Source organism: Acetobacter sp. DsW_063, assembly GCF_002153745.1.
Taxonomy (GTDB): Bacteria; Pseudomonadota; Alphaproteobacteria; order Acetobacterales; family Acetobacteraceae; genus Acetobacter.
On sequence record NZ_JOPL01000020.1, the window covers coordinates 1 to 22,206 of the forward strand.

General features: G+C 60.8%; 19 protein-coding genes and 1 tRNA gene. 5 read left to right on the forward strand and 15 right to left on the reverse strand.

Going from position 1 to position 22,206, the window contains the following annotated elements; genetic code table 11:
* Nucleotides 1-69 precede the first annotated feature (69 nt).
* The 4 genes from HK28_RS04395 to HK28_RS04410 all read right to left on the reverse strand — a co-directional run bounded on the left by HK28_RS04395 (nt 70) and on the right by HK28_RS04410 (nt 3,825).
* Nucleotides 70-393, reverse strand: coding sequence for a hypothetical protein (locus HK28_RS04395; RefSeq protein ID WP_086643407.1), 324 nt, complete (start codon nt 391-393; stop codon nt 70-72).
* A 961-nt stretch (nt 394-1,354) separates the two neighbouring features.
* Nucleotides 1,355-2,014: a hypothetical protein gene (locus HK28_RS04400; RefSeq protein ID WP_086643408.1), complete on the reverse strand. Its 660-nt coding sequence runs from the start codon at nt 2,012-2,014 to the stop codon at nt 1,355-1,357.
* Between the two features lie 55 nt (nt 2,015-2,069).
* Complete coding sequence (locus HK28_RS04405; RefSeq protein ID WP_086643409.1) at nt 2,070-3,647, reverse strand: tyrosine-type recombinase/integrase; 1,578 nt, start codon at nt 3,645-3,647, stop codon at nt 2,070-2,072.
* A 92-nt stretch (nt 3,648-3,739) separates the two neighbouring features.
* Nucleotides 3,740-3,825, reverse strand: a tRNA-Tyr gene (locus tag HK28_RS04410).
* Nucleotides 3,826-3,923: 98 nt separating this feature from the next.
* Between HK28_RS04410 and rlmB the strand changes: the two genes are divergently transcribed.
* Nucleotides 3,924-4,844, forward strand: coding sequence for a 23S rRNA (guanosine(2251)-2'-O)-methyltransferase RlmB (gene rlmB / locus HK28_RS04415; RefSeq protein ID WP_408736424.1), 921 nt, complete (start codon nt 3,924-3,926; stop codon nt 4,842-4,844).
* Between the two features lie 15 nt (nt 4,845-4,859).
* Here rlmB and HK28_RS14115 read toward each other — a convergent pair whose 3' ends face one another.
* The 4 genes from HK28_RS14115 to HK28_RS04430 all read right to left on the reverse strand — a co-directional run bounded on the left by HK28_RS14115 (nt 4,860) and on the right by HK28_RS04430 (nt 8,214).
* Nucleotides 4,860-5,012 (reverse strand): hypothetical protein, encoded by a 153-nt coding sequence (locus tag HK28_RS14115; RefSeq protein WP_198945787.1) that lies wholly within the window; start codon nt 5,010-5,012, stop codon nt 4,860-4,862.
* Complete coding sequence (gene cyoE, locus HK28_RS04420) at nt 5,009-5,965, reverse strand: heme o synthase (RefSeq protein WP_086643410.1); 957 nt, start codon at nt 5,963-5,965, stop codon at nt 5,009-5,011. The genes HK28_RS14115 and cyoE overlap by 4 nt, the downstream gene beginning before the upstream one ends.
* Nucleotides 5,962-7,269, reverse strand: a complete 1,308-nt coding sequence (locus HK28_RS04425) for a hypothetical protein (protein ID WP_086643411.1) — start codon at nt 7,267-7,269, stop codon at nt 5,962-5,964. Before HK28_RS04425 ends, cyoE begins: the two co-directional genes overlap by 4 nt.
* A gap of 213 nt (nt 7,270-7,482) precedes the next feature.
* Entirely contained in the window at nt 7,483-8,214 is a 732-nt protein-coding gene (locus HK28_RS04430; protein WP_086643412.1) for a class I SAM-dependent methyltransferase, read from the reverse strand.
* A 164-nt stretch (nt 8,215-8,378) separates the two neighbouring features.
* Between HK28_RS04430 and HK28_RS04435 the strand changes: the two genes are divergently transcribed.
* Nucleotides 8,379-8,564, forward strand: a complete 186-nt coding sequence (locus tag HK28_RS04435; protein ID WP_086643413.1) for a hypothetical protein — start codon at nt 8,379-8,381, stop codon at nt 8,562-8,564.
* Nucleotides 8,565-8,571: 7 nt separating this feature from the next.
* Here HK28_RS04435 and gshB read toward each other — a convergent pair whose 3' ends face one another.
* The 7 genes from gshB to HK28_RS04470 are packed head-to-tail and all read right to left on the reverse strand — an operon-like array spanning nt 8,572 to nt 15,480.
* Nucleotides 8,572-9,567 carry a glutathione synthase gene (gshB, locus tag HK28_RS04440; RefSeq protein ID WP_086643414.1) on the reverse strand — a complete coding sequence of 332 codons (996 nt, stop codon included), beginning with the start codon at nt 9,565-9,567 and terminating at the stop codon, nt 8,572-8,574.
* 59 nt (nt 9,568-9,626) lie between these two features.
* A complete protein-coding gene (greB, locus tag HK28_RS04445) occupies nt 9,627-10,142 on the reverse strand; it encodes a transcription elongation factor GreB (protein ID WP_086643415.1) in 516 nt (171 codons plus the stop codon).
* Nucleotides 10,143-10,173: 31 nt separating this feature from the next.
* On the reverse strand, nt 10,174-11,040 hold the full coding sequence (motA, locus tag HK28_RS04450) for a flagellar motor stator protein MotA (RefSeq protein WP_086643416.1): 867 nt from the start codon (nt 11,038-11,040) through the stop codon (nt 10,174-10,176).
* Between the two features lie 55 nt (nt 11,041-11,095).
* Nucleotides 11,096-12,280, reverse strand: coding sequence for a flagellar motor protein MotB (locus HK28_RS04455; RefSeq protein ID WP_086643417.1), 1,185 nt, complete (start codon nt 12,278-12,280; stop codon nt 11,096-11,098).
* 50 nt (nt 12,281-12,330) lie between these two features.
* Nucleotides 12,331-13,776 (reverse strand): glycosyltransferase family 39 protein, encoded by a 1,446-nt coding sequence (locus HK28_RS04460; protein WP_086643418.1) that lies wholly within the window; start codon nt 13,774-13,776, stop codon nt 12,331-12,333.
* A 46-nt stretch (nt 13,777-13,822) separates the two neighbouring features.
* Nucleotides 13,823-15,004 (reverse strand): glycosyltransferase family 2 protein, encoded by a 1,182-nt coding sequence (locus HK28_RS04465; RefSeq protein ID WP_233140352.1) that lies wholly within the window; start codon nt 15,002-15,004, stop codon nt 13,823-13,825.
* On the reverse strand, nt 15,001-15,480 hold the full coding sequence (locus tag HK28_RS04470; protein WP_086643420.1) for an Lrp/AsnC family transcriptional regulator: 480 nt from the start codon (nt 15,478-15,480) through the stop codon (nt 15,001-15,003). Before HK28_RS04470 ends, HK28_RS04465 begins: the two co-directional genes overlap by 4 nt.
* Nucleotides 15,481-15,710: 230 nt before the next feature.
* Between HK28_RS04470 and trxB the strand changes: the two genes are divergently transcribed.
* From trxB to HK28_RS04485, 3 genes are all read left to right on the forward strand, one after another.
* Nucleotides 15,711-16,664 carry a thioredoxin-disulfide reductase gene (gene trxB / locus HK28_RS04475; RefSeq protein WP_086643421.1) on the forward strand — a complete coding sequence of 318 codons (954 nt, stop codon included), beginning with the start codon at nt 15,711-15,713 and terminating at the stop codon, nt 16,662-16,664.
* Between the two features lie 124 nt (nt 16,665-16,788).
* Nucleotides 16,789-17,673, forward strand: coding sequence for a LysR family transcriptional regulator (locus HK28_RS04480; protein ID WP_086643422.1), 885 nt, complete (start codon nt 16,789-16,791; stop codon nt 17,671-17,673).
* A gap of 255 nt (nt 17,674-17,928) precedes the next feature.
* Nucleotides 17,929-21,237, forward strand: a complete 3,309-nt coding sequence (locus HK28_RS04485) for an efflux RND transporter permease subunit (protein ID WP_086643423.1) — start codon at nt 17,929-17,931, stop codon at nt 21,235-21,237.
* The last annotated feature ends 969 nt before the right edge of the window (nt 21,238-22,206 follow it).

A 22,206-nucleotide genomic window follows, 5' to 3' on the forward strand; every position in this document is an offset into this window, starting at 1 on the left:
CGCCGCATCCTTCATCTTCTATCTCAAAGAATGAGTCCTGAGCCTAGAAAGTTCGGTGGGGATGTGTCGTCAGCCATGAACCGAGCCAAGCGCATACTCGACCAGTCCGGCCCGCCTCTGCTCCGCCTTGATCCAGTCGATATCGTGCCGTGATCTCGTGGCGTTCACTTCAAGGTAGAGATTGGCGCGACGCATGTTGAACGGGTTGTGGTCATGAAAGCGGACGCGCCTGCCCTTATGGGTTTCGCCAAGAAGCAGACGGGCGACGGTGATATTGTGTTGACGGTTCGTGCTGCCTGCGAACGCCTGAGCGCAAGGGCCGCCGATCCTGACCGTCTCGGCTGTCTTGTCGCCGTTCTGGACCACGTAGAGCTTTCGGCCTTCGTCGGACATGGCGAGGACGATCTTGGCGTCTGCCGTATCCAGTTCGAGCCGATGCCCGTTACCGTGAGCGCCAGTCAGCGGGATTGCGACGTGATCAGCATGGCGAACCGGGTAGGAAGCCTGTCGGGGGCGGGCAGGGCCGCGCAGGGCCGCGCAGGATGCCCTTGTCGGAGCGTGTCTTGCGTGTGGTGGTCGTGGTGAAAGGCTGGGGCGGCCCAGCGTGTAGGCGTGCGTTATCGCTCCGGCTGGGGGCCGAAGTGTCCTGATGTGGCATTGTGTGATCCTGTCTGGATTATTTGGAGGTCAGGCCGGGGGCGCTATGACCATCGAAAAAAGGGGCAGACGCGGAGCCGGATTTGCTCGCCTCTGTCTAGTGGCATTGGCTCCCCGAGAGGACTTGTGAGGGTCATGCGGGCCTTACGGCTCGCCTCAGAGCAATGCAGAGCTGCCCCTTAAGGGTCTTTAAGGGTCTTTAAGGAGACCTATCTGGAACCGTAATCTGTGGTGGTTGACAACCACACACATCGTCATCCGAAAGGAAGCCTTAAAGGAACCTTAAAGGGGTCTGTTCTGTCTTCATTGCTTTGGTCTGTTCTGTCTAGTGGGTGTGGTTTCTGCCAAAAACGCCTAAAAAACCGCAGTCGGCCCTAGTGTTTCATACAATTCCGAAAGGCCCCGGTTGTGGGCCAGCAATTATCCCCCCAGAACCCGCAGTTACCCTCTGCGAAAATTCGACGGGGTGGGTCTGGGGATTGAGGGGGCTGGCTGGGAGAATTTGATCGAATATGTTGTCCGTGCGTTTGTTTCTCGGCGAAGTGCTGACGCTCGTTTCGGCATACAGCCCAAAGCGGACGCCTTCGTCACCATGTTTGATACCCTAAGTCTGTCTTAGGGTAGCCAAACCCAATGCACGCCCTCTTCCAAGATTGGGCGACTTGCCGGGCACGCCGACGATCAGGAAGGTGGGGCTCTATGGCATGTGCGTGCAGTTCGTGAATGTTCCGACGCGATTACAGGTCGTGCTGCTACCGTCTGAACCAGAGATGTTCGTGAATGGCCCATTTTGCTGAATCGTGTAAGACGCGGGTGCGCTCGTGTTCATTTGCTGCTGTGCTTGTAGGCTAGACTGCGACAGGTTTGCCATCGCTGCGGAGAAGCGTGCTCTTTGCTCGTCGGCGGCGTCTTGATGCTCTTTGATCAAGTTATCTTTTGATTGCCCAAGATCATTACTGAGCAACGCATTTGAACGATTTAGCAGCACCTGCGCGTCCTTGATGGAGATGCGTCCGGTATCGACGAGGGTAGTGATGTCTAATTCGCGCATCATGGCTCGCCTATGGGCAGGGACATATTCTCCGAAAGCGTCCTTCCCATATTTGTTGAGAGCATCAAGGTCGCACGTGGAAACCGCCGTGAATTGACCGATCTGTATCGAAGGTGCGTTGCCTTGCACGCGCTTGACGCAAGCGGTTTCCGCCGCTCGCAACTTTTGAATACCTTCGGTAGAGCCATCATTAATTGGTTCTGGGGAAAAACAGGCAGAAAGTGAAAGCAGAGAAACGAGAGATACTTTTTTGATCACCTTGCAATCCAGTGTCTCGATTTGTAACGAAACGTGGTGGTAGACCATTTTGCTTCTGTATGTCAGCCCTGTACCAACGTTCAATGCCTTGGCGGGCTAGAGCTCAGGTCAAAGTTGCCAGCACGCCCTCCGGCATACCCTTCTCGACCATGCCGATGATGGCCCGCTCATAAATGCCCCACTGTAGCTCCTGCTCCATGTAAACGGCTTCGGTGAGCGTCTGGGGTTTGTGCCCGATGAGCTTCTGTGCAACCGAAAGCTGGCACTCAGTCACGCCAGCCAAGTGCGCCCGGCGCATGAAGGTGCCAAACGATTTCCGGAAGCTGTGGAAGTTCACCACGCCGTCACTTTCCAAACCCAGCACGGCCCGCCGCAGGCCCGTGAAGCGCTGCGAGAAGACATGGCCGCGCTTCTTGCCCACACCGCCCGGCCTGCACTCAGGAAACAGAACGGCGTCAGGCTCACCCGTGGCTTCGGCATCCCGCAAGCGTCTCTCTATAATAGGCATCAGCAGCGGATGGAGCGGAACCTTACGGACGGAGTTATCAGTCTTGGCGTGCTCTTCGGTCACTTCGATGCCCCATAGCGACCCATGAGCGCCATCACGGTTCACGATGCGGCTCACCGTCAAGCTGCACAGTTCGTTCTCACGCGCTCCCGTCAGGAGAGCAATGCGCATCAGGTCCGTGAGCGGTGCTGTCCATGACCAGACGCCCCGGTGTCCTTCGTTCGGATCGGCGGTGAGAAGCTTGATCAACTCCCCTTCGCTGAACTCTCGTCCCTTGATCTTTGTCCGCCCGTCCCGCTCCGCACGCTTCTTCAGCCCAGCCGTCGCGCCAAGCCACGGGTTTAGCCCGTCGATGAGATGATGCCTGATTGCCCAATCCCACATCACCTTGAGCGGGCTGATAATGCGGCTCACGGTCTTGGGCGACAGGTCTTGATCCGCCAGCCACTCCCCGAACTCGCCTAGCACGGCCTTTGGGATATCCTCGACGGCCTGTGTCCGCAGGAAGGCCACGGGATCGGCGGGCTTCTCTAGTCCCTGACAGGAAGACAGATAGGTTCCAAAGTGCCGAAGCGTGGTCAGGTCCATCGCGACCATAGACGGCGACACGTCGCGCTCACGCTCTCTGATCCACCGATCCAGAAAGGCCGAAAAGGGCGTGACGTCGCCCTCGGCTATCTCCCGATACCGCTCGGCATATGCCGCCCCATCCTTGCCTTGGCTATCAAGACGGGCGGCCCGTTCCTCTAGGAAGTCGGCCATGCCATCCCGGAGCCTGTCGCGTGGGCTGATCGGACCATACAGGTCGTCATGGTAATCCGGCTTGTCGGAGGTCGTCTGAATCAGCCTGCGGGCTTCTAACGCCTCATCCGTCAGGCTGCCTTCACGGCTCCAACCCGACACCCAATCCTCATGAAGAGGTTTGAAACCCGCTCCAATCAGCTTGCGGTCAACGCTCTCCCGCATCTCCGCCAGCTTCTTGTCACGCCTCCGCAGGGCCGTCTTCAGGTCTCGGGTTTCAAGCGTTCCAAGCATGTCTTGACGGGTGCCGGATGCAATGCCCAGCGCCTTGCCTACGTCCGCCCGCCGGTCACGGGGGATGTGCATCCGAGCCTGCCAAGTGCCGCCCACGGTGCGCTTCAAACCATGCATGTCCGGTCCCTTTTTAGCCATGAGGGACTACCGCCAGACAACTACCGCCGAGGTAGCTGGTCACTACCGACAACACAGTGTAATGCGCTGATTTCATTGAATTTTCAAGATCGTGGTGGAAGGGGTTGGATTCGAACCAACGTAGGCGTACGCCAGCGGATTTACAGTCCGCCCCCTTTAGCCACTCGGGCACCCTTCCGACGCGGAGACGAATTACGGCGCTCGTCCCCTCCTGTCAATGCGGTTTCGTCACACAAACGTATTCCGTGTGCAGGCGAACAGGGGACACGCGGAATGATGACGGACGCGCACCGTAATCGTATAGCTGCATTCATGCCCAAACCCCGCTCATCAACTCCCCGCCCCCAGACCTCCTCCCGCCCCCAGCAGAGGCGCTCAGAACGCGCCGCACCGCATGAGCACCCGGGGCAGCCATCAGCCTCCCGCAACGAGGGCCAGCGTGCGCCTCGCGAGCATCGTGGCCGTGGGCGGCAAGGGGGTAAGCCCGGCGGGCCGTACTGGCTAGCTGGCGTTCACGCGGTGCAGGCCGCGTTGGAAAACCCCGCGCGCACCATTCTCCGCGTCCTGCTGACCACCGAAGCCCGCCCAGACTTCATCGAGAGACTGTCAACGCCGCTCCCCGCCTTGGCTGAGACCACAGACCGGGCGCATCTCGCGGCTCTTCTTGGAGCTGAAACGGTACATCAGGGCGTCGCGGCGCTGGTCGAACCTCTGGAATCCATGGATCTTGAGGACGCTCTGGAGCGCCCTGGCCCTGTGCTCGTGCTCGATCAGGTCACGGATCCCCGCAACGTCGGCGCGATTCTCCGCTCAGCCGCGGCGTTCGGCGCCGCATGTATCGTCATGCAGGATCGCCACGCGCCAGATGAGGGCGCCGCGCTCGCCAAGGCCGCTTCCGGGGCTCTTGAGATTGTGCCGCTGATACGCGTCGTTAATCTTGCGCGGAGTCTGGAGACGCTGAAGCGTCAGGATATCTGGACGATCGGCCTCGACGCAGGAGGGAGCCGCCTCAACGGGTCGTCGCTGGGCGGGCGACGCGCCGCACTTGTGCTGGGCTCGGAAGGAGACGGGTTGCGACGCCTCACCCGAGAAGCCTGCGACGAGATCGCCGGCGTATACATGCCGGGCCATATGGAAAGTCTGAACGTTTCCGTAGCGGCTGCGGTCGGCCTCTACGAACTGATTCGGGCCGATTGAGTAAAAGAAAAAATTCTACAGACGGATCAGCGCGATCACATAGATGATCGCCGCCATAGCCAGCGTGAAGCTCACAAGGCCGACAATCCGGCCACGCTGGCGACGATCAGCCTCACGTAACTCAGCCTCCGTCAAGCTGACGGAGGGTTGCTGTTCGATCATGCTCATGAAAGCCACCATGTCAGTGCATGATCCCCGAGCAAACCGCAGAACAGCAAGAAAAGATAAGCCAGCGAAAACCGGAACGACACCCGCGCAGCACGATCACCCGCGAGGCTGACGCCCGCATCGTCTTGCTTCTCCAGCAGCACCCGCACGGCGCAGGCCACGAACCCGAGACCGAGCAAAGTCGCCGTCAAGGTGTAGAGCGAGCCGCAAAGCCCCAGCACGGAAGGCGTCAGCGACACCGGCAGAAGAATCAGCGTGTAGAGAAGAATCTGCCAGCGCGTGTGCCGCGCTCCGCGCACGACAGGCAACATTGGAATGCCTGCACGCCCATAATCCTTACAGGCGTAAAGCGACAGCGACCAGAAATGCGGCGGCGTCCACAGGAACACGATCAGAAACATGACGACCGGCAGCACCGACAGCGATCCCGTCGCGGCGGCCCAGCCGATCATTGGCGGAAAAGCGCCCGCCGCCCCACCGATGACGATGTTCTGCGGCGTCGAACGCTTCAGCCACATCGTGTAAATAATCGCGTAAAAGAAGATCGAGAACGCCAGAATCCCGGCCGCCAGCGCGTTTGTCGCCAGCCACATCAATGCAACGGAAAGAACGGAAAGACCGACGCCGTAAACAAGTGTCTCATCAGCGGGAATACGACCACCGGGAATAGGGCGCGTCGCAGTACGTTGCATGACCGCATCAATATCGCGGTCGTACCACATGTTGATCGCCCCGGCCGCGCCAGACGCAAGGCAAATACATAAAATGCTGATCGCTGCGAGAACGGGATTCACCGGGCCGGGCGCGACAGCAAGGCCAGCTGCCCCCGTAAAGACCACCAGAGAAATCACTCTCGGCTTTAACAGTTGAACCCAGTCATGCGCCCGGGTCCCGACGCGGTCAGCGCGAAAACGGGGCCGCGCAGCGCGATCGACAAGGCTCGCGCCGCTCATCGCGCAACCTGCGCAATCGTCGCGCCATCAGTCGATCGCTCACCCAGGAAAACACCAAGAGCAACAACAGCCAAAGCCAGCAATGACAGACCGAACGCGACGCCGCTGACGATTTGCAGCACCCCTCCAGCATGCGAAACCGCCAGGTTGCCCAGAATGGACCCGGCAAACATAAACAGAAACTGGAATCGCGCCGCGGCGGCAGGGTACCAACGCCCGGCGCTATCGAGCCAACCGTAAAAGGCCCCGAATAACGCCAGAGCGGATGCGCTCAGTACGGCGGCATGAACGCTGTCACCCTCGGCCACACCAACCGTCCAGCCCGAAAGCAGCACGACGAAGAAACCGGACGTCCATAACAGTTGCACGCCTCCGCGTCCCGCAAACGAGACAGCCCGTCGCCACAAACGCGACATCCAAAGGGCGCCAAACGTGAGCGAGCACAACGCCGCCAGCCCTGTCTCGAAAGAGACGACCGGCGCCAGCGCCTGATGCGTCATCATCGCATGAGCCCAAATTACCGGCCCGCCGACGCCTGCCGCCACCGCCACAGCGCGCCCGACGTGGTTTTCAAGAGCAGAAGCTCCCCGATCATCGTCTTGACCTGCGGCGGGTTCGAACGCACGTGACGCCAGACCAAGCGCCGCAACGAGCACGACAATCATCGCGGGCGTCTCGAAAGACGTCAGCGCATCCGACGCTGACGCTCCAGACACCAGCGTTCGGGTCAAGCCTGCCGCCAGCACCGGAACCGAGAACAACAACCCGGCTGCCGCCGCGACCTGCGTCCATAAAAACAGGGAGAAACGGTGCACCGAACCGCGTTCACCGGAAGCGACAGATGTCCGGCTATCCAGAATTCTGCTGAGAACCGACGTCGCCATCACGACGGCTCCCAGACACCACACGAGCCCGCCCCACACGCTTGTCGCCGCCCCTGCCGCACCAAAGAACAGCAGCAGACTGGCGATCATAAACACGAGAGACAGCGATAAAAGCCGAGCACAAATCGCGCTGGCGCCAACACCGCGTCGCAGCTCCGCCGGAGCCAAAAGCGCTCCGAAACCGCCCAGCAACGCAGGCAGCGCAACATACAGCACCATTGCGATCGAATGCGCCTGACCGGCCTTCTTTGCGAGATTGGAGGGAAGAAGGCCAAATTGCGACGCGAGCGTAGCCGCGCCGGCCGCTGCTCCGACCGCGCAGGAGAACACTACATATCCCACGCCAGATCGAGGAGATGAAGACCGTTCAGCGGTCAACCCGGACATCGAACGGGACAAAGCGTCTACTGTTTCAGACATGGCGCCGAGTGTCTCTCCACCTCCGACGATACGCCTCCTGAACCGCCACCCACGTCTGTTCGACGAAGCGGCGCGGCGTCATCGCATCTATTTCATCAACCTTAACGGGATTTCACGTCGCCATGAAGCCCGTTGACGGCGTCAGCGGGACAGACCTGCATCACCGACATTGCACCTACGCGCACGCCAATCCCAACAAACCGATGCGTAGCGTCAGGCGCCTTCAGGCTGCGGCGCGGCGACCTGTTCGTGCTTCAACGTCACCAGAGTAAAAATCCCCGCCGGCGGAACAGCTTCGATCCGGGCGCGGCGTATGTCTTCGGGCGGCAGCAACGCCTCCATGGCGAAATCAGGATGCCAGCCCAGAGAGTGGGACGCGCGCGCCATGCCGCGCTCAACCGCGCCACGCAGACCGTTCGGCGCAAGAAAATGATTCACGAACAGAATATGACCGCCGGGCCGAACAACGCGCTTCAGTTCTTTCAGCAAACGGCGCGGATGCGGAACGACCGAAGCGACGAACATTGCGACTGCAATGTCGAACGAAGCATCCGGAAAGCGCGTGTCCTCCGCATCCATCTCCAGAAGCATTTCGACGTTGTTCAGGCGTTCGCGGCGAACCCGCTCCCTGGCGCGGGCCAGCATGTCGGAAGACAGGTCTATCCCAGTGATCCGCTTACCCGGGACGTAATGCGGCAGCGCAAGCCCAGTGCCTACGCCAACCTCAAGCACGCGCTCACCCGGCAGGGCATTGACGGCGGCCACGGCGCGGCGGCGACCAAACGCGGACACCCCGCCAAACACAGCGTCATAGACTGAAGCCCAACGCTTATAGGCGGCCTTAACCGCGTCGGCGTCGAGGGCGACCTTGGGTCCATGAGACTCGGGTATCGAAGAGGCCACTTCCACCGACTCGGCGCGGACGCCTTGCAAGACTTCGCTCATGCCCCCTATCTGCCCGCCACCGCGAAGTTCTACAAGAGGCTGCGTATCGTTACACTTCGTCGAGCGCTTGCAAACGCAGCGACCGACCTACAGCATAATGGAAGCCCCCGCGCTGGCCCGGAACACGGACCTGAGCGAAACAGCCCGGAAACGCGAGGACACTCATGCTGCAAATCATTATGCCCCTCCTGTGCGTCATCATCTGGAGCGGCATGTTCGGCTACTACTTCCGCCAACAGTTGTGGGATCTGAGGGACCGTTTCGGCTCGGACAAACCCAAGGGGCCTGTGCCGGAAACAGAGCACACCGCAGCGCAGCCAGAGCCTCCGGCGAGGCCGGACGGCGCCTGAGCCCGCGTCAACCCGCTGACAGGCGGGCTTCGATGCAATCCCAGAGAAGCCCCGCCGGGTTGACGCCGTCGAACCGGGCCAACTCCTGCAGACCGGTCGGCGACGTAACGTTGATCTCTGTCAGCCAGTCGCCAATCACGTCGATGCCGACAAAAATCAAACCCTTCTCCCGAAGCATCGGGCCGATCGTCTCACATATCTCTCGGTCACGCGGAGTCAGGTCGACCTTCTGAGCAACGCCGCCTACATGCATGTTAGACCGAGCCTCGCCTTCCGCCGGAACGCGATTGATGGCGCCAATAGGCTTCCCATCCGCCAGAATGATTCGCTTGTCGCCAGCCCGTACAGCTGGTTCGTAACGCTGGATCATCAGCGGCTCGCGAGAACGGGCGAAATGCATTTCCAGCAAAGCGTTGAGATTCTGGTCGTCTTCGCGAATGCGGAAAACGCCGCTACCTCCGTTGCCGAACAGCGGCTTGACGATGATGTCCCGCCATCTGGCGCGAAACGCACGAATTTCAGCCACATCCCACGTGACAAGCGTCGGCGGCATCAATTCCGGGTAGTGCGTGACCAGCAGCTTCTCCGGTGAGTCGCGCACCGACCGGGGATCGTTCACGACTAGCGCACGTCCGGGACCGGTTCCGTGAATATGCTCGAGCAGATGCGTCGCGGTGATGTACGCCATGTCGAACGGCGGATCCTGACGCATCAGGATCACGTCCATGTCGCCCAGATCACGACGAACAGCGGCGCCAAAACGCGCGTGATCGCCCTTTTCCCGCTGCACACTGACCGGTCGCACGCTCGCCGTGACGCGACTCGTCCGCCCACGCCCCGGAGTATGGGCGCCTTCCGTCAACGCAAGCGACTCAACGCCGTAGACAAAAAGATTATAGCCCCGGGCCTGTGCCTCAAGCATCAGGGCGAATGTCGAATCGCCGTTGATGTCGATCCCCTCGAGGGGGTCCATCTGCACCCCGACGTCAAGCTTACGGGCCATAGCCGAATTTCCTCCATTGAGCGGTCGACACTAGAACAGTTTCGTCCCGCCGAAAACGCTCAGCCCTGTGGCGGCGGGTAGGAAATCTCCAGCAGCTCCAGTCGCTCGGGCCCGCGCGGTGTGTTCAGAACCACCTCATCCCCAACGCCATGCCCGAGCAACGCACGCGCGACCGGCGCCAGCAGGCTGACCTGCCCCTGAGAAGAATCCGCCTCATCGGCGCCGACGATAGTCACGGTGGTTTCCCGATCACTCTCATCGACATACAGCACCGTAGCGCCGAAAAACACGCGATCCCGCCTGGTCTGGGCTGCTGGATCGACCGCAATGGCGTTTTCGACGCGCTGCGTGAGAAACCGGATGCGCCTGTCAATCTCACGAAGTCGCTTCTTGCCGTAGATATAGTCGCCGTTCTCGGAACGATCGCCGTTGCCAGCCGCCCACGACACGATTTCGACCACGGACGGCCGCTCCTGCTTCAGCAGACGCGTCAGCTCCAGCCGCATCGTCTGTAAGCCACCCGGCGTCACGTAGCGCGCCAGTTCGGCGCCAGCGTCGGGCGCGGCGGCGGTCATACACCCAACCCTTTCACATCAACGTCCGACGTCAGCCGATCGCCTGCTCGCTGATCGCCGTGTCCATCTCCAGAAAGCTGGGCATGTAATGCACGGGGATGTCCTTTCTACCGATCTCGACACTGACCTGCGGGGCGTTGCCCTGAAGATGAGCCACGAATACCACGCGAATGAGATCGTAGTAACTGGCCTCCTCTTCGGCGACGCTGCGCATACGTGTCGCAATTGGCCCCACGATCCCATAAGCCAGCAGCACGCCGAGAAAAGTTCCAACCAGAGCGCCCGCAATCATTTCACCAAGCACCTCTGGCGGCTTAGTGATCGAACCCATCGTCTTGATCACGCCCAGCACTGCGGCGACAATGCCCAGAGCAGGCAACGCGTCAGCGAGCTGCTGCATGCCATGCGAAATATGCGTTTCTTCTTTCAGGTTTTTCGCCAACTCACGCGTCATGACGTCGTCGATCTGAAATGCGTCGTCCATATTCATGCTCATCATCCGCAGATAATCGCAGATCATGTCGCGAGCGCGCTCATTGTCACGAATCTTGGGATAGGCAGCGAAAGCAGTGCTCTCTGTCGGCGTCTCGACGTGGCTCTCCAGCGCCATCAGACCCTGCGACTGCGCCAGACGTGTGAAGAAGAACAGCAGGCCGAGCAAATCCATATAATCGCGCTTGCCATAGCTCGGCCCTTTCAACGCGGATTTGAACGCAGCGGGCACATGCTTCAGATCACCCATGGAATTGGCCATGATGAACGTACCAATTCCGGCGCCGAGAATTGTAAGCAACTCGAAAGGCATCGAGGCCAGAAGCGGCGCGATGGCCCCTCCTGACGCTACAAACGATCCGAACACACACAGCAGCAGAAAAACGAGGCCGCCGATCACCAGCATTTACTGAAATCCCACTCTTGAGCGCCATTACTATTTGAAACGGAAACCATTCGCGTCATTTGGCGGCGCCTGCACCAGAGATCGCCGCCGACGTACCTACGCTTTCTGGGGCCAGATGATCGCGATGAAGGATAAGCACCACGCGGCGATTTTCCGGCGCGCCAGGATCATCGGGACGCGCTAGGTCATGGTCTCCGACGCCAACCACCTCTCTGAGCCTCTGGTCCGGAAAACCATTGTCCGTCAGAATTTGCCGCGCCGCGTCCGCCCGCGCGCCAGACAGTGTCCAGTTCGACATTTTGCGTCCGCGATAGAGCGCGCCATCCGCATATCCATAGACAGAGAGCTTCTCAGGCAAAGCCGTCAGATACGGAGCTATGACACGCAACAAAGCGACCGCGCGGTCGGTCAACCGCGCCGAACCGTTATCGAACATCGATTTGCGATCAGATTCACTCAGCTCGATCTTCAACCCGGCAGGAATAACGGCTACGGCGACCTGCCCCGCATCCGCCGCCACCGTCGGCGTCTGGGCAAGCACCCGCTTTAATTGATCTGCCCCTGCCTCCAGAGCCCTCTGCTCCGCTCTGGCCGCATCCGCCTCCCCAACCGCAATCGATGGTCCTGCCCGATCACCGCCGACTGGCACGATGCGCAGGATCGCTGGTGGCGCGAGTGTCTGGCGACCCAGACTGCGGTCAAGGAAGGACGGCTGCGGCGCGACCATCGCTCCGCGCTCCTCATGCGCAGGGCCGGAGCCTGCGTCACTGCGTCCGGGAACAGCTCCGGGCTCGGGCCCGAATCCTCCGACCCGCCCAGGCTCGGACACCGCGATCACACCAAGCGATTTACTCGCCGCGGCACGGAGACTTGCTACGCCCGCCGCGCCGGACGCACTGGCGCTTCCCGCACTCGCCGCGCTGCCTGCGCTTCGGCTGTCAGCGCTTGTCGCCGTCTGCTTGTTGTCAGATGACGATGCGTTTGTCGGGGTGTCCTGCGGCTGAACCTGCAAGGCGGGCGAGCCGCTATTAGCCATCGGGTTGAAGAAATTGGCGATGCCACGCCGTCGCTGCTCGGTCGTGGCGTTGATCAGCCACATGACAAGGAAGAACGCCATCATCGCGGTCACGAAATCGGCGTAGGCGATCTTCCACGCGCCGCCGTGGTGTCCGGCGCCGCCGCCGCCGCCGCGACGCACGATGATCGTCGGTCCCTTGTTATGTCCGTTCCGTTTCGCCATCCGCTCCCACGCCTCCGCCGACATGCTGGCGGGCGCAGCTTAAGGGCGGCTTAACGGGCGGGCGGAAGGCGGTAGAAACCCGCCTGCGGACACGACAGGCGGTAAAGAACGTAGCGCTCGGCCTCGACGCCGCGTCGTGCGCGGACCACCGTCGCCACCGTTTCCGCCCCGCGCATCCACCCCGCGTTCCTGGGCGGATCACGACGAGCGTTATGCAGCAGATAACCGCCGCCGCCGCATGCGACAGGGGGAAGACCAAAATATGCCCAGCGATCGTCGGCCCCCGCTACGACGCGTCCCGGAAGACGCAACGCCAGTTCCGAAGCCAGTCCGTAATCGTCGGCGGCGACGAAAGCCGCGCCTGCAGTTCGTGCGTCGACGTCCCGCACGAAGGCGGGCCACCCACCACCCTGCCGCAACGCGACGTCAAGATGACGTCCCAGCGGAAACACCGCAGTCAGAGCCTGAAGAATCACCAACACGCTCAGCGCCCCGCCCGTCAACGCGGCGGCGAACCGCCAGCGGACATCCACCCGCGCGGCCAGAACAGCGAAAACGGGATATATGATGACCGGCCAGTTCGCCTGAACCCGGTCGCCAAGCGCGTGCTGCGCAAACACCACCAGCGGGACGCCAACCAGACAAAGCAGCAGCCTGTCGGCCGCGTCGCGCCGACGCGACGCGACCCATACGCCTGCGATGAACAGGGCGAAAATCGCGGGCGTCGCGAGGCCGACCTGCCCACCAAGCAACTCCCCCAGAAACTGCGCTGCGCGGGCGGGTCGCCAGTCCGCCGCCCGTCCGCCTTGCCTGACGAAACTCGCCCAGCCATGCGTCGCATTCCACCAGAAGACCGGCGCAGTCAAAACTGCTCCCGTGACGGCCGCCAACCATGGCCACGGTCGCGCAAGCCCGCCTCGCCCCTCTTTCGTGAGCACCAGCCATACCGCAAGACCCGCAGCAGGCAGAGCCATCGTATATTTGCTGTCGAAGCCAAGCCCGACAGCGACGCCAACAGCGAGCCACCACATCGGCGAGCCATCTAGGGACAGGCGCGCCAAGGCCAACAGAAAGAGCGCCACGAAAAACAGCAGTGGCGTGTCCGGGGTCATCGTCACAGACCCGACGCCCAGCGCCAGAGTCGCGTTCAGGAGAACGCCCGCCATGATCGCGCCGGCGTTCTCCCGCCCGTCTGGCCGCACGAGACGAAACAGATCACGCGCCGCAGCTACGATCATGACTGTGCCCACCGCCGTCGCCAACGGAGCCAGCACCCGAATCCCGAATGCATTGTCGCCGAAAAGGTCTGTGCCCGCCCGTATCCACAAGGCGGCCATCGGCGGGTGGTCGAGGTATCCGCCTTGCAACCCCCGCGACCAGACCCAGTAATAAGCCTCGTCGGGCGTCACCGGCAGAAGCGCAGCCACGATAAGGCGCAACAGGGTTGCCGCCGCCAGCCAGGCCGCAGGCGAGCGAACCGTCTGGCGGATTTTCACGACGACTTCCGACTTCTCTTGCAGCCGGCGTCCAGCCGCGCAGTCGTCACCTCGGCCGCCATATCAGGGTCGACGACACGGCGTAGTTCCACACGACGCCGATCACTGCGCCCGCAGCGCTCGCCTGTCCCCAACCGTCCCCGCCCGCACGGAAAAGTTGCGCTATGCCGATATTCGCCCAGGCGCCCACCGACGACACCAGAAGAAACGCTACGAAACCGCCGAAAAGACGCGGACCACGCAGGCGTCGATCGCGATAGGTGAACGTGTTGTCGAGCCAGAAATTCGCCAGAATGGCGGCGACGGTGCCTATGGTCTGGGCGACCTCGAAATCCGCGCCCCCAATACGCATGACGTTCATGACGATCAGATTCACTGCAACGCCGATCGCGCCCACACAGGCGAACGTCAGGAACCGCACCGGCAGCCAGCCATGAAACAGCTTGTCCAGCAAAAGCCCGGCGAATTGCAGCAGAACCAGAACGTCCAGCTTGCTTTCGCCAGCGACGCGCGGGCGGAACACACACGGTATTTCCTCGACCCGGACCTTTTCAGGGGCAGACATGATCAGATCCATCAGGATCTTGAAGCCCTGCCCCGATAGCCTCGGCGCAATGCGCTGAAACAGCGTCCGGCGCAACGCGAAGAAGCCACTCATCGGGTCTCCGACCTTCACCGGCAACACCATCTGCGCCAGACGGATGCCGCCATCGGACAAGGCATGACGCCAGGCATTCGCCAAACCGCTGTTGTCGCCGCCCTCTACATGGCGGCTTCCGACCGCGATGTCGCAGCGCCCTTCCGCCAAGGCGTCAATCAATGCGGGCAATCGCGATTCGTCGTGCTGCAGATCCCCGTCCATGACGGCGACGTAGCGGGCTGACGACGACAGAGCCCCTTCGATCACCGCCGAAGACAAGCCGCGCCGCCCAATACGGCTGATTCCACGCACGCGCCAGTTCTCCTCCGAAAGCGCGCGGACCTCGTCGATCGTACCGTCGGGTGAATCGTCGTCGACGAACACCACTTCCCAGTCGCGCCCCTCAAGCGCAACGGTCAGCGCGTCCACCAGAGGCCGGACGTTCGCCGCCTCCTTGTAACACGGCACAACGACTGTGATCTCCGGGCCGCCGTGACGCTCCGCGTCTGTCTCGATAGCGAAATACGTTCCGTTTTCGAGCCCGCCTGAGCGTCCGGCGGCCATCGGCGTTACAGTCTCTACCGTCATAACGCGGCCTCGTTCAGATCTGCCGGTCTCGCAGGTTGAGACAGGCTGGTGCGAATCGTATGAAGCGTCTGAACGCGCGCGACATGCGGCGCTTCGGTCAGACGACGAGTCAACCGGTTCTCATGCGCCGTATCCCGAGCCACCAGATGAACAAGGAAATCAACGCCGCCACGAAGCATGTGACACTCGCAAGCTTCCGGCCATGCGGCGATCATCTCCTCGAACTGCAACAGGATTGCTTCCTTCTGACTGTCGAGTCCGATCAGCGCGAACATCGTGATCGGCCACCCCAAAGCCTGCGGATCAGTGTCGGCGCGGTACCCTCGTATGACGCCTTCTTCCTCCAGCCTGCGGACGCGGCGCAAGCATGGCGGCGCCGAGATGCCGACGCGGCGCGCAAGCTCCACGTTCGTCATGCGCCCGTCCGCCTGAAGTTCGGCCACGATCCGCCGGTCGACCGCATCCAGTTCCGTCACAAGATTCCGCCTTTTCACGCACGGTTCGGCGGCGGGTATAGGACGAACGACGCTGCTTGCGCAAAGCCGCCTTCAGTGACGGCGCAGATGACCCGACTGTGACGGCGCGCAAACCCGGCGCGACTTGCCGGGACGTTCTCACGCCGCCATATGTAACTCACAGTCACTTCGTCGGCGCCCGGCGGCGTATCCGCCAAGCCGCACGCAGACGCCCACGGATAATCGACCCCATGAACGAACCCGTCACGACCGACCTTTTAATCATCGGCGCCGGTCCCGCCGGTTATACCGCCGCGATCTACGCGGCCCGCGCCAACCTCAAACCGGTTCTGGTCGCAGGCCTGCAACCCGGCGGCCAGCTGATGATCACGACCGACGTGGAGAACTATCCCGGTTTCGCCTCCGCGATTCAGGGACCGTGGTTGATGGAGCAGATGGCGGCGCAGGCGGAGCATGTCGGAGCCGAGATCGTGCATGACATCGTGACCGAGGTGGAGTTTCGCCACGGCGACCCGTTCCGCGTCACGCTCGACGGCGGCGACGTCATGCACGCCCGCAGCGTCATCATCGCCACAGGCGCGCAGGCGAAATGGCTCGGTCTGCCCAATGAAAAGCGCCTGCAGGGCGCCGGGGTGTCGGCATGCGCGACCTGTGACGGGTTCTTCTTCAACGGCAAGAAAGTCGCCGTTATCGGTGGCGGCAACACAGCCGTGGAAGAAGCCCTTTACCTGACGCACCACGCGGAACACGTAACGCTGATCCATCGTCGCGATTCACTGCGCGCGGAAAAGATCCTGCAGGACCGCCTGCACGCCAACCCGAAGATTTCCGTAGTCTGGAACTCGGTCGTCGCAGACATCCTTCATGACGGAACGCCGCCCGCGGTGACCGGCGTGCGTCTGTGCGACACGCTGACCGAAACAATGTCGACCATCGACGTCGACGGCGTGTTCGTCGCCATCGGCCACTCCCCCAACACCGCGCTGTTTCACGATCAGCTCATGCTCGACGACGAGGGCTATATTATTACCCAGCCCGGCTCGACGCGCACCTCCATCCCCGGCGTATTCGCGGCGGGCGACGTGCAGGACAAGATCTATCGCCAGGCCGTCACGGCGGCGGGCTCGGGATGCATGGCGGCTCTCGACGCCGAGCGGTTCCTCTCCGGAATCGCCGCAGTCTGAAATCGTTACGCCTGCGGGTTGCAAACGCTTGACCTGAACCGCCGATTCCTGCACGAGAACGACAGGCATCGTGTTTTCGGGCGTCCGGCGCGCAGGCGACCCGCGTCCAGACAGGGAGACAGATGTGGACTGGGATAAACTAAGAATTTTCCACGCGGTCGCAGAGGCCGGGTCATTCACTCACGCGGGGGAAGTTCTGAACCTCAGCCAGTCCGCCGTATCCCGGCAGATTTCTGCGCTTGAGGATGTGCTTCAGGTTCCGCTGTTTCACAGGCACGCGCGTGGATTGATCCTGACCGAGCAGGGCGAGACGCTCAACCAGACCGTCCGCGAGGTTTTCTCCAAGCTGGAAATGACCCAGACTCTCCTGACAGAGAGCAAGGAAAAAGCAGCCGGAAGGCTTCGCGTCACCACGACGACCGGCTTCGGAAGCTGCTGGCTCATGCCGCGCCTGCACCGTTTCATGGAGCAGAATCCCGAGATCGCTATCACCATGATCCTCGAGGATAACGACCTCGATCTCGGCATGCGGGAGGCAGACGTCGCAGTACGCATGCACGCGCCCCGTCAACCGGATCTGATCCAGCGTCATCTCGCCGACTTCCCACTGCCGGTATACGCCGCGCCGTCCTACATCGAATCTTACGGCATGCCGACGTCGCTCGACGATCTGGCGACGCACAAGCTGGTGGCGTTTGGCGGCTACCATCCTCCGGTGCCCCACATAAACTGGCTGCTTGAAGCCGGGTTAAACGACGGAACGCGCCGCGCGGCGCGCCTTGAAGTCAACAGCATGGCCGCCATGGCGGACGCCATCGCTTCCGGGCTCGGCATCGGGTCCATCCCCGGCTACGCGGCGGCGGAGTACCCACACCTCGTCAAAATCCTGCCGGACATAAAGCACCCGGCTGTGGAGGCGTTTTTCGTTTACCCTGAAGAGTTGCGCAGTTCGAAGCGCGTCGCCGTCTTTCGCGACTTTCTCACCAGCGAAATGGGCCTGCGCGGGTAGAGAAACCCTGGTGGGGCCGGCGTCCCACCTCTCCTTCGGCCCAACTCACTATCCGGTTTTTTCAAACTCCCGAAACAGATACGCTCAGAAGCATTTGTCAGGCACGCCTTCCGATCCGGACGTTTTTGAAATACGGAGCGGCAAAGGCGTATCCTTTCATGGATACCTCTCCGTTCACGGTCGGCCGCCGTAACGGTTGGAGAATCAGCCCGCGCCGAAATCGAACGCGACTGCACGCTTCGGGAGCCCCCGCATTTGAACCTGTGCCGCATTTTCATTCTTCGGCCGGTCGCGACGACTCTGATGGCCTTGGCGTTCCTCGTCTCCGGCGCTTTGGCTTACAGATTAATGCCAATTGCCGATCTGCCGAATATTTCGGTGCCAGTCATCTATGTGATCGCGAACCAGCAGGGCAGTTCGCCGCAACAGATGGCGAGCGCCGTGACGACGCCGCTGGAGCGGCGGCTGGGGACCATCGCCGGACTGACGCAGATGACGTCCGACACGACGGACAAATCATCGTTCCTGCTACTCTTCTTTGACGATAATCGGGATATCGACGGCGCCGCCCGCGACGTTCAGGCCGCGTTACAGGCGGCGCGGCAGGACATGCCGAGCACGCTCATCGACAATCCGCAATATTACAAGGCCAACCCAAGCGACAATCCCATCATCGTCGCCGCCCTGACCTCTGACACGCGTCCGCTGATCAAACTCCGCGACTTCGCCGAAACACGACTTATGCCGCAACTCGCAGGCATTCGCGGCGTCGGCTGGGTGCAGACAGAGGGCGTCGCAAAGCCGTCCGTCCGGGTCGAAATGAACCCCTACGCGCTTTACAAGTTCGGGCTCGGTTTTGAGGACATCCGTTCCGCGCTGGCGTCGGCGAACGCCAACACGCCGAAGGGATTCATCGACGCCGGCGGCCTGCGCATGACGCTCGCCACCAACGATCAGGCGCGTGAGGCGGCGCAATATCGCGACCTCATCGTCGGGTATCGCAACAACCGTCCAATCCGTCTGACAGATATCGCATCGGTCAGCGATGGCCCGCAAAATGAACGGCAGGCCGCATGGTTCGACGGTCATCCCGCCGTGCTCGCCATCATCCGTCCACAACCCGGCGCGAACGTCATTGAGGTCACGGATCAGATCAAGGCGCACGCGCCGATGTTGCAGAGCGTGCTGCCCGGCGACGTGAAGCTCACACTGCTCGACGACATGTCAAAGAGCATCCGTTCAGCGCTGGCGGACACGCAGCTGACACTGCTGATCTCAGTGGCGTTGGTCGTCATCGTCGTGCTCGCTTTCCTGCGCTCGTGGCGCTCGACGCTCATACCGGCCGTTACCGTACCTGTGTCGCTGGCCGGCTCCATTGCGATCATGCATCTGCTCGGGTTCTCGCTCGACACTCTGTCGCTGATGGCGTTGACCATCGCGACCGGCTTCGTCGTCGACGACGCCATCGTCGTGGTCGAAAACATTGCCCGTCACATGGAAGACGGCATGGACCGAATGGAGGCCGCGATTCTCGGATCGCGAGAAATATCCTTCACCGTGCTGTCGATCACCATCTCGCTCATCGCGGTGTTCCTGCCGTTGCTGCTGCTGAACGGCACGGCGGGCAAGATATTCTTCGAATTCGCGATGACGCTGGCGACCGCAGTCTCAATCTCACTCCTACTCTCGCTCAGCCTTACGCCAATGATGTGCGCATACCTCCTTGAGGTGCACCATGGCGGCCCGGCCCAGCAGGGCTCAGGTCTGGCGCGGCTGGCGCATCTGGCGTTCGACGCAGTGGAGAACACGTTGAACGCGATGGTCGGTCTCTATATGCGCTCGCTCGACCGCACGCTCCGCCGCCGCTGGCTGGTTCTCGCTTCTCTCCCGCTGAGTCTGGTGGCGACGGTCGGGGTCATCATTGTGATGCCAAAGACCATCCTGCCCGCCGAAGACATCGCGCTGCTCTCCGCCTACCTGCATGCGGACGAAACCAGTTCCTTTTCGTCAGTGTCGACAAAGACTCGCGCCGTGGTCGACGCCATGATGAAGGACCGACAGGTCACGTCGGTCGTCGCGTTCACGGGAGACGACGCCGCGAACGAGGCCGAAGCCTTCTCGGAACTGACTGACAAATCCACGCGTAGCGAAACCCCGGAAACCATCGCTGCGCGCGTTCAGAAACGCGTCGCCGACATTGCCGGGCTGGACGCGCATATTTCCAACTCCGGCGACGTGAATGGCGGCGGCGGGCGCCAGCACAGAGGCAATTACAACTATGTATTCCACGGCGAGAACGCAGACGACGTCTACGTCTGGGTGCCCCGTCTGGCGGAAGCATTGCGCAACAACGCGATCCTCAAGGACGTCAGCACCGACATCCAGAACACTGGCGCTTCGGTTCATGTGAATATCGATCGCGACAACGCCGCGCGGCGCCTGATCACCCCCCAGTTGATCGGCAACGCGCTTGAGGACGCTTACGGCCAACGGACGGCGTCCAGTATTTCGACGCCGCTTACGACCTATTATGTCGTCATGGAGGCCGCGGCGCGTTACCGTCAGAGCCCCGACATCCTCAACAGTATGTGGGTTTCAACCTCTGGCGGCACGGCAGGCGGCGGCACGGTGTCGAACTCGATACGCGTTAAACTCCCCGACACCACGGAATCCAAGCAGGCCTCGCTTAGCCAGCAATCTTTCCGCAATCAGATCGCCAACCGACTGGCGGGCGGAAACGGCGCCTCAAACGGGTCGGCAGTCTCGTCGTCCTCCGAAACAATGGTGCCGCTCACGACCGTCGCGTCTTTATCGTATTTGCCGACGCCGCTGAGCATCAGCCACACCGACAGCTTCGTGTCGGGGACGGTCTCGTTCAACCTGCCTAAAGGCAAGGGAATCAGCGATGCGGAAACCGAGATCAAGCGCGTGCGGACCCTCATTCACATGCCTGCCGAAATTCAGGGCGGCTTCACCGGCCGGGCGGCGGATTTCAACAAGACGCTGATCAATGAGCTCCTTGTCTTCATCGCCGCCCTGGCGACGATGTACGTGACGTTGGGCGTGCTTTACGAAAGCTACGTCCATCCACTGACGATCCTGTCCACGCTACCTTCGGCCGCGATTGGGGCGGTACTCGCTCTATGGGTCACGGGCCAGTCCTTCTCGCTGATCGCCATGATCGGCGTGATCCTGTTGATCGGCATCGTCAAAAAGAACGCGATTCTGATGATCGACTTTGCGCTGCAAGCCGAGCGTGAGGGCGGCATGACCCCGCAGGCGGCGATCCGCGAAGCCTGCCACAAGCGGTTTCGACCAATCCTGATGACGACGCTCGCCGCCGCTCTCGGCGCGGTTCCACTGGTTCTAGGCAACGGATATGGCGCGGAGCTGCGACGCCCTCTCGGGATCGCCGTGGTTGGCGGTCTTACCATGAGTCAGTTGCTGACCTTGTATTCGACACCCGCCGTTTATCTACTGATGGAAGGGTTGAGACGACGCGTCGCGGGACTCTGGCGGAAACCTGACGGTGGAACGAGGACACTGCGCTCCAAACCTGCTTAACGCGCTTTCTGTATAGATTTATAATTTTTTTTTACACAATTGGCGGATGCTGCCCAATACATTAAGTTTACTACGTAGATGTGAATATAGCGGCGTGACGCCGCGTTGACGACGGCGCGCCATGTTTGCTTTACATTCTACAGCCACATGACGGAAGAGAAGTACGCCCTATGTTAAAGTGCTGTAAAACGTCCTCCAAGAACGGCGAGAACACCACCGGCCGCCGTTGCTGCAGGAAAGTTCTGGGGCTTGTCGCCGCCGGAGCCGCTGTCTTCTTTTTTCTAAAAAAACGCAGCAAAGAGTAACCAGAAAACGCGCAGGTCGGATGGCCCAGCCTATCAAGCTGGTTGATTATCCGACCTGATCACGCCAACGCTTTCGACTGCGCGATGCGGCGTGGAAAATTTATGCAACCCCTTGCAAAATATTCTGAATTACAATGCCGCTGCGGCGCAGCTTCGCGCGCGTCTGCTTGGGCCGCCGGGATCGCTCTTTGTATTTAAAAATTTTCTTAATAAATCTTTGCCTTGCTCTCATGCGCAAACGACGCGCCAAAAAAACCCAGAGAGTGAGCAATGACCACTCAAGCGTATTTCTGATTCGATTGAGCTGATCCAGCCGGCGCCTGCATTCCCTGCACCATTACAAAAAATTTGCTATCTATCGACAACTTCAATGACATACCTTGGAAAAGGAAATAATTGATCGAATTAAACATGACGGGTGGTATTATTTATTGAATATTTTAGAAAAAATACACAAAACAAAAACAGAAACCGACAGTAATCAATCGCACGCGCACGATAAAAAGTAAAAATATGTAATCCTTAACCCAAAAATATCCACCCACTACCGTTTATTCGTAATTTTTCAGACAATGCGCAAGTCGTAATTGACTGTCACAACGAACTTGTCTCTGCGAGAGATATCAAAAAACTCTCCGACATAAGCAAAATTTTACACCGACAG

Coding starts and splice junctions, on each gene's coding strand:
- HK28_RS04435 (WP_086643413.1), top strand. CDS start 8,379: ATGCTGCAAATCATTATGCCCCTCCTGTGCGTCATCATCTGGAGCGGC.
- HK28_RS04465 (WP_233140352.1), bottom strand. CDS start 15,004: ATGACGGTAGAGACTGTAACGCCGATGGCCGCCGGACGCTCAGGCGGG.
- HK28_RS04405 (WP_086643409.1), bottom strand. CDS start 3,647: ATGGCTAAAAAGGGACCGGACATGCATGGTTTGAAGCGCACCGTGGGC.
- rlmB (WP_408736424.1), top strand. CDS start 3,924: ATGACGGACGCGCACCGTAATCGTATAGCTGCATTCATGCCCAAACCC.
- motA (WP_086643416.1), bottom strand. CDS start 11,040: ATGCTGGTGATCGGCGGCCTCGTTTTTCTGCTGCTGTGTGTGTTCGGA.
- HK28_RS14115 (WP_198945787.1), bottom strand. CDS start 5,012: ATGAGCATGATCGAACAGCAACCCTCCGTCAGCTTGACGGAGGCTGAG.
- HK28_RS04400 (WP_086643408.1), bottom strand. CDS start 2,014: ATGGTCTACCACCACGTTTCGTTACAAATCGAGACACTGGATTGCAAG.
- cyoE (WP_086643410.1), bottom strand. CDS start 5,965: ATGAGCGGCGCGAGCCTTGTCGATCGCGCTGCGCGGCCCCGTTTTCGC.
- trxB (WP_086643421.1), top strand. CDS start 15,711: ATGAACGAACCCGTCACGACCGACCTTTTAATCATCGGCGCCGGTCCC.
- HK28_RS04425 (WP_086643411.1), bottom strand. CDS start 7,269: ATGTCTGAAACAGTAGACGCTTTGTCCCGTTCGATGTCCGGGTTGACC.
- HK28_RS04395 (WP_086643407.1), bottom strand. CDS start 393: ATGTCCGACGAAGGCCGAAAGCTCTACGTGGTCCAGAACGGCGACAAG.
- gshB (WP_086643414.1), bottom strand. CDS start 9,567: ATGGCCCGTAAGCTTGACGTCGGGGTGCAGATGGACCCCCTCGAGGGG.
- HK28_RS04430 (WP_086643412.1), bottom strand. CDS start 8,214: ATGAGCGAAGTCTTGCAAGGCGTCCGCGCCGAGTCGGTGGAAGTGGCC.
- HK28_RS04455 (WP_086643417.1), bottom strand. CDS start 12,280: ATGGCGAAACGGAACGGACATAACAAGGGACCGACGATCATCGTGCGT.
- greB (WP_086643415.1), bottom strand. CDS start 10,142: ATGACCGCCGCCGCGCCCGACGCTGGCGCCGAACTGGCGCGCTACGTG.